A 6,933-nucleotide genomic window follows, 5' to 3' on the forward strand; every position below is an offset into this window, starting at 1 on the left:
GAGTCCCAGCACAACGACCACACCCCCACCCCCCCCGCGTGCGGGGGCCGCCGCCCCGCGGTGTCTGCCGCCAACCCCCCCGCGCGCGCGCGCCCCCCCCCCCCCCCGGGCCGGTGTCTTTGCGGGCGCTGTCGGACCCGGACGGTAGCCTTCGCAGGTCGCCCGCCGTGGGCCGGAGGGCCTGCCCGGGCCGGAGCGCCCGGAGGCGGGCGGCGATCAACGAGAGGCGGGGCTGTGGTGCGGGTACTGGGCGTGGACCCGGGGCTGACCAGGTGCGGGATCGGCGTGGTCGAGGGTGCGCCGGGGCGGCCGCTGCGGATGGTCGGGGTCGGCGTGGTGCGCACCCCCGCCGAGGAGGAGATCGGGCGGCGGCTGCTGCTGGTCGAGCAGGGCATAGAGGCCTGGCTCGACGAGCACGAGCCGGAGCTGGTCGCCGTCGAGCGGGTGTTCGCCCAGCACAACGTCCGGACGGTGATGGGCACCGCCCAGGCCAGCGCGGTCGCGATGCTCTGCGCCACCCGGCGCGGCATCCCGGTCACCCTGCACACCCCGAGCGAGGTCAAGGCCGCCGTCACCGGCTCCGGCCGGGCCGACAAGGCGCAGGTCACGGCCATGGTGCAGCGCCTGCTGCGGCTGGACGCCCCGCCCAAGCCCGCCGACGCCGCCGACGCGCTGGCGCTGGCCATCTGCCACATCTGGCGCGGCGGGGCGGTCAACCGCCTGGAAGCCGCGGTACGGGCGGCCCGCGCCACCCCCCTGAAAGGAAGTAGCCGGTGATCGCCTTCGTGCAAGGGCCCGTGGCGGCCATCTCCTCCGGACTCGCCGTGGTCGAGGTCGGCGGGGTCGGCATGGCCGTGCAGTGCACGCCGAACACGCTGGCCGGGCTCCGGCTGGGTGAGCCCGTCCGGCTCGCGACCTCGCTGGTGGTCCGGGAGGACTCGCTGACCCTGTTCGGCTTCGCGGACGACGACGAGCGCGCCGTCTTCGAGATCCTCCAGGCCGCGCCGGGCGTCGGCCCGAAGCTGGCGCAGGCGATCCTCGGGGTGCACAGCCCCGACGCGCTGCGGGCCGCGGTGGCCGGCGGCGACGAGAAGGCGCTGGTGGCCGTGCCCGGCATCGGGAAGGCGAAGGCCGCCAAGCTGCTGCTGGAGTACAAGGACAAGCTGGGCGCCCCGCACGGCGCGGTGCCGGCGCAGAAGCCGATCGCGAGCGGCCCGGCCCCCTGGAGCGAGCAGCTGCACTCGGCGCTGACCGGTCTCGGCTACGCTCCGCGCGAGGCGGACGAGGCGGTCGTGGCCGTCACCCCCGAGGCGGAGGCCCAGCAGGCGCCGGACGTCGGCGCACTGCTCCGGCTCGCCCTGCGCGGCCTCAACCGATCCCGCTAAAGCCATCTGGCGATCTGTCCTCTTGTCGACTTTGGAGCATGTGCTGATGAGTCCGTACGACTCGGACCCGGGCGACCGGCTGGTGACGGCCGCCGCCGACGGGGAGGACCAGGCGGTCGAGGCGGCGCTGCGCCCCAAGCTGCTGGACGAGTTCATCGGTCAGGAGCGGGTGCGCGAGCAGCTGTCCCTGGTGCTCCAGGCGGCCCGCAAGCGCGGCAGCGCGCCCGACCACGTGCTGCTCAGCGGGCCGCCCGGGCTGGGCAAGACCACCCTGTCCATGATCATCGCCGCCGAGCTGGGCGCCCCGATCCGGATCACCTCCGGCCCGGCGATCCAGCACGCGGGGGACCTCGCGGCGATCCTCTCCTCGCTCGCCGAGGGCGAGGTGCTCTTCCTCGACGAGATCCACCGGATGTCCCGGCCGGCCGAGGAGATGCTCTACATGGCGATGGAGGACTTCCGGGTCGACGTGATCGTCGGCAAGGGCCCGGGCGCCACCGCCATCCCGCTGGAACTGCCGCCCTTCACCCTGGTCGGCGCCACCACCCGGGCCGGCCTGCTGCCGCCCCCGCTGCGCGACCGCTTCGGCTTCACCGGGCACATGGAGTTCTACGCCCCGGCCGAGCTCGAACGGGTGGTGCGCCGCTCGGCCACCCTGCTGGACGTGGAGATCGACCCGGCCGGCGCCGCCGAGATCGCCGGCCGCTCGCGGGGGACGCCGCGCATCGCCAACCGGCTGCTGCGCCGGGTCCGCGACTTCGCGCAGGTGCGGCACGACGGCCAGGTCACCGTCGAGATCGCCGCCCGGGCGCTGGACGTCTACGAGGTGGACGCCCGCGGTCTGGACCGGCTGGACCGCGCGGTGCTGACCGCGCTGCTGCGGCTGTTCGGCGGCGGACCGGTCGGTTTGTCGACTCTTGCGGTCGCGGTGGGGGAGGAGTCCGAGACGGTCGAGGAGGTGGCGGAGCCCTTCCTGGTCCGCGAGGGCCTGCTCGCCCGGACCCCGCGCGGCCGGATCGCCACCGCGGCGGCCTGGCAGCACCTCGGGCTGACCCCGCCGATCCAGACCGCCCGGGGCGCCGTGCCCGCGCAATCCGAACTCTTCCGGGCCGACGAGGGCTGAACGGGTGATCGCCGCCCGACGGTTCCCGGGAGGCGTCCGATGCACCGCCCCGGTGAGTGGCCCGGGTGCGAGCCGGGGGCGAAGTCCGGGGAAACTGTGCAGGCGGAGGGTCGCCACTTTCGGCGGCAGGATGCGATGCTTGGCGTTGTCCGATCAGTTCGGGGTCGCCTAGACTCCGCCGGACCGCCCCGCTCACCTGACGGGCCGACCAATACCACACAGGCCGCCGGTCGGCGGCCCGTAAAGGACCCTGGCTGCAGTGAACTTCATCATCCTTCTCCTCCCGATCATCGCGATCGTGCTCATGTTCCGGTCGCAGAAGAAGCGCCAGTCGCAGATGCAGCAGATGCAGACCTCGCTGGAGCCAGGGGCGGGGGTGCGCACCATCGGTGGCCTGTACGCCACGGTGAAGGCGATCAACGAGGAGACCATCGAGCTGGAGATCGCGCCCGGCGTGGTCACCCACTTCACCAAGAGCGCGATCGCCGCTGTCCTGGAGCCCCAGGAGTACGACGCGATCATCAACGGTCGCCCCGCCGATGACGAGCTGGCCGAGCCGGAGGCCGAGGACACCGACGCCGAGCCGGTCGAGGACAAGCCGCTGACGCTCACCAAGGACGGCGGCGCCAAGGGCGACGTCGAGGGCGGGGCTCCCGCGAGCAAGTAGTACGGTCGGGCACCAGCCCGGCCGCGCGGCCCAGTGCCGCGAGCCCACAGGACCTCAGGGCCGCAGAACCGCCATGCCCCCGTCCCGCCACAAGCCGGACGGGGGTCCGGTTGGGGGAGTGGCATGGACAGGGAGAAACGAGCAAGGTGGCAACACCCAAGTCGCGCCCGCGCGACGGCTACCCAGGGCGGGCGCTGGCCCTCATCCTGGTCGTCACCGTCGGACTGGTCGCCCTCATGTTCGGGACGGGCCACACCAAGCCCCGGCTCGGAATCGACCTCGCCGGTGGCACCAGTATCACGCTGACCGCGAAGTCGACCGACCCCAAGGCGATCACCAAGTCCAACATGGACATCGCCACCGGGATCATCGAGCGCCGCGTCAACGGCATGGGTGTCTCCGAGGCGGAGGTGCAGACCCAGGGCGACAACACGATCATCGTGAACATCCCCAAGGGCGGCAACCAGCAGAACGCGGCGGACCAGGTGGGTACCACCGCCAAGCTGTTCTTCCGCCCGGTCCTCGCGGTGGCGCCCAGCGGCTTCACGCCGCCGGCGCCCACCGGCTCCCCCTCGGCCACCGGCACCCCGAGCGCGGCCCCGTCCGCCGGCTCCACCGCCTCGGCCGGCGCGAGCGCCACCGGCACGCCCAGCGCGAGCGGCACCAAGCAGGGCCGCCCGGCCGGTGAGGCGCTGGCCGCCGACGCCAGCCCGAGCGCCGCCGCCACGGGCGCGAGCACCGCCCCGAGCGCCGCCACCACGCCGTCCGCGCCCGCCACCCCGCCCAGCGCCGCGGACGTCAGCGCCGCGATGACCCAGGGCACCGTGCCGCCGGAGCTGGCCGCGGCCTTCACCGCCCTCGACTGCACCAAGCCGGAGGTCCGCGCGGCCCAGACCGGCCCCGAGGACAAGGCCGTCGTCGCCTGCTCGCAGAAGCCCGAGAACGGCTACTACGAGAAGCTCGCCCTCGGCCCCGTCGCCGTGAAGGGCTCGGACGTCTCCAAGGCCCAGCCGAGCCTCGACACCCAGACGGGTGCCGGCTGGCAGGTCCAGCTGCAGTTCAACGGCGCCGGCACCGACGCCTTCACCAAGGTCACCGGCCAGCTCGCCACCCAGACCCCGCCGAACAACCAGTTCGCGATCGTCCTGGACAACCAGGTCGTCTCGCACCCCGAGGTCAAGAACGTGATCCCCGGCGGCAGCGCCGTGATCACCGGCCGCTTCAGCCAGGCCGAGGCGCAGGACCTGTCCAACGTGCTGGGCTACGGCGCCCTGCCGCTGGAATTCAGCAAGAGCGACATCACCACCGTCTCCCCGGCGCTCGGCAGCGACCAGCTCAAGGCCGGTCTGGTCGCCGGCGCGATCGGCATGCTGCTGGTGGTGCTCTACTCGCTGGTCTACTACCGCGGCCTCGGCCTGGTCTCGATCGCCGGTCTGCTCGTCTCGGCGGCCCTGACCTACTCGATCATGAGCCTGCTCGGCGCCGGGATCGGCTTCGCGCTGAACCTGCCCGCGGTCTGCGGTGCGATCGTCGCGATCGGCATCACCGCCGACTCCTTCATCGTCTACTTCGAGCGCATCCGCGACGAGGTCCGCGAGGGCGCCCCGCTGCGCCCGGCGGTCCAGCGGGCCTGGCCGCGCGCCCGGCGCACCATCCTGGTGTCGGACTTCGTGTCCTTCCTCTGTGCCGCCGTGCTCTACGTGGTCTCGGTCGGCAAGGTCCAGGGCTTCGCGTTCACCCTGGGGCTGACCACCGCGCTGGACGTCGTGGTGATCTTCCTCTTCACCAAGCCGGTGATCACGCTGCTGGCCCGGCGCAAGTTCTTCGCCAACGGTCACCCGTGGTCCGGCCTGGACCCGAAGCGGCTGGGCGCCCGCCCGCCGCTGCGCAGCAGCCGTCGCCGTAGCCCCTCCTCTGCCGCCGTGAAGGAGGCCTGACACCGTGTCACGCTTCTCCAATCTGGGACACCGGCTCTACCAGGGCGAGGTCAGCTTCGACTTCGTCGGGCGCCGTAAGCTCTGGTACTCCATCTCCGGCGTGATCGTGCTGATCGCGGCGATCGGTCTGTCGATGGGCCTGCACCTGGGCATCGAGTTCAAGGGCGGCTCGGTCTACACCGTGGCCAAGCCGGGGCTGACCGTCTCGCAGGCGCAGGAGACGTCCAACCAGATCGTCTCCTCGCACCCGCTGGTGCAGTCGACCGACAACGGCAAGATCCGCATCCAGGTCAGCACCGAGGAGCCGAAGAGCTCGGACGAGATCCGCGCTCAGCTCTCCGAGAAGCTGGCCGTGCCGCTGGACACCGTCGAGGCCCAGGTGATCGGCCCCAGCTGGGGCAAGCAGATCTCCTCGAAGGCGCTCACCGGCCTGATCATCTTCATGGTCCTGGTGACGGTCTACCTGGCGATCGCCTTCGAGTGGCGGATGGCGGTGGCGGCCCTGGTCGCCCTCATCCACGACCTCCTGATCACCATCGGCGTGTACGCCCTGGTGGGCTTCGAGGTCACCCCCGGTACGGTGATCGGCTTCCTGACCATCCTCGGGTACTCGCTCTACGACACGGTCGTCGTCTTCGACACCGTGAAGGAGAACACCAAGGACCTCACCAAGCAGAACAAGCTCACCTACAGCGAGGCGGCCAACGCGGGCCTCAACCAGACCCTGGTGCGTTCGCTCAACACCACCGTGGTCGCCCTGCTCCCGGTCGCCGCGCTGCTGTTCATCGGTGGCGGCCTCCTGGGCGCCGGCACGCTGAACGACATCTCGCTGGCGCTGTTCATCGGCCTCGCGGCCGGTGCCTACTCGTCGATCTGCGTCGCCACCCCGCTGCTGGCGCAGCTCAAGGAGGAGCAGCCGGAGATGAAGGCGCTGCGCAAGCGGGTCCTGCAGCACCGGGCCGCGGCCGCTGCCAAGGCCGCGGGCGAGGTGCCGGCGGGCGAGGAGATCGCGGACGAGGACCTGCCTGCGGGTATGGTCGGTCAGCGCGGCCGGGCGGCCGGCACCACGCGTGCCAAGGGCCGTCCGTCTACCAAGCGCTGAACCGACCCGACCGTAAGGACACGCCGTGACCACCGCCGACACCGCACTGGCCGAGCTGTTGAACAGCCGGATCCGGGACGTCCCGGACTACCCGAAGCCGGGTGTGCTGTTCAAGGACATCGCGCCGCTGCTGGCCGACGCCGAGGCCTTCGGCGCCCTCACCAGGGCGCTGGCGGACCGGGCGCGGGAGCTCGGGGCGACCAAGGTGGTGGGCCTGGAGGCGCGCGGCTTCGTGCTGGCGGCTCCGGCGGCCTTCGCGGCCGGGCTCGGCTTCGTGCCGATCCGCAAGCAGGGCAAGCTGCCCGGCGAGGTGTTCCGGCGCTCGTACGAGCTGGAGTACGGCTCGGCGACGCTGGAGGTGCAGTGCGACGCCTTCGCGCCCGGTGAGCGGGTGCTGGTGGTGGACGACGTGCTGGCCACCGGTGGCACCATCGGCGCCTCGCTGGACCTGGTGAAGGAGGCCGGCGCCGAGCTGGTGGGCGTCGTGGTGCTGATGGAGCTGGGCTTCCTGGACGGCCGGGAACGGTTGGCCGGGCACCTGAACGGCGCTCCGCTGGAGACGCTGGTCACGGTCTGAGGGACCTGAGTGAAGGGCGGGGGGGGGGGGATCACCACCCCCCCCCCCCCCGGGGCGGGCCCGGGGGTGTGAGACGCGCCGCGCCCGCGCGGGGGAGAGATAATCGAGACCCCCCCCGCGGGGGGGGGACAGCCGGGGGGCG

Annotated in this window: 7 protein-coding genes; all 7 read left to right on the plus strand. The window is 72.5% G+C overall.

The annotated features are described in order from the left end of the window. Window positions 1–237: 237 nt before the first annotated feature. Window positions 238–777: a crossover junction endodeoxyribonuclease RuvC gene (gene ruvC, locus ACFV6I_RS11600; RefSeq protein WP_380424703.1), complete on the plus strand. Its 540-nt coding sequence runs from the start codon at window positions 238–240 to the stop codon at window positions 775–777. Beyond that, on the plus strand, window positions 774–1,385 hold the full coding sequence (gene ruvA / locus ACFV6I_RS11605) for a Holliday junction branch migration protein RuvA (protein ID WP_380424690.1): 612 nt from the start codon (window positions 774–776) through the stop codon (window positions 1,383–1,385). The genes ruvC and ruvA overlap by 4 nt, the downstream gene beginning before the upstream one ends. A gap of 46 nt (window positions 1,386–1,431) precedes the next feature. Then, window positions 1,432–2,508 (plus strand): Holliday junction branch migration DNA helicase RuvB, encoded by a 1,077-nt coding sequence (gene ruvB, locus ACFV6I_RS11610; RefSeq protein WP_380344282.1) that lies wholly within the window; start codon window positions 1,432–1,434, stop codon window positions 2,506–2,508. 259 nt (window positions 2,509–2,767) lie between these two features. After that, window positions 2,768–3,175: a preprotein translocase subunit YajC gene (gene yajC / locus ACFV6I_RS11615; RefSeq protein ID WP_063346806.1), complete on the plus strand. Its 408-nt coding sequence runs from the start codon at window positions 2,768–2,770 to the stop codon at window positions 3,173–3,175. 146 nt (window positions 3,176–3,321) lie between these two features. Next, complete coding sequence (gene secD / locus ACFV6I_RS11620; protein WP_380424693.1) at window positions 3,322–5,112, plus strand: protein translocase subunit SecD; 1,791 nt, start codon at window positions 3,322–3,324, stop codon at window positions 5,110–5,112. 4 nt (window positions 5,113–5,116) lie between these two features. Further along, complete coding sequence (secF, locus tag ACFV6I_RS11625; RefSeq protein WP_363372782.1) at window positions 5,117–6,214, plus strand: protein translocase subunit SecF; 1,098 nt, start codon at window positions 5,117–5,119, stop codon at window positions 6,212–6,214. Window positions 6,215–6,239: 25 nt separating this feature from the next. Continuing rightward, window positions 6,240–6,791, plus strand: a complete 552-nt coding sequence (locus ACFV6I_RS11630; protein WP_063346803.1) for an adenine phosphoribosyltransferase — start codon at window positions 6,240–6,242, stop codon at window positions 6,789–6,791. Window positions 6,792–6,933 lie beyond the last annotated feature (142 nt).

Origin of the sequence: Kitasatospora sp. NPDC059803 (genome assembly GCF_042732255.1) — a bacterium.
In the GTDB taxonomy this organism is placed as follows: Bacteria; Actinomycetota; Actinomycetes; order Streptomycetales; family Streptomycetaceae; genus Kitasatospora.

What these genes read in the sequence shown, in the direction of transcription:
- ruvB (WP_380344282.1), top strand. Translation starts at nt 1,432, where the DNA reads ATGAGTCCGTACGACTCGGACCCGGGCGACCGGCTGGTGACGGCCGCC.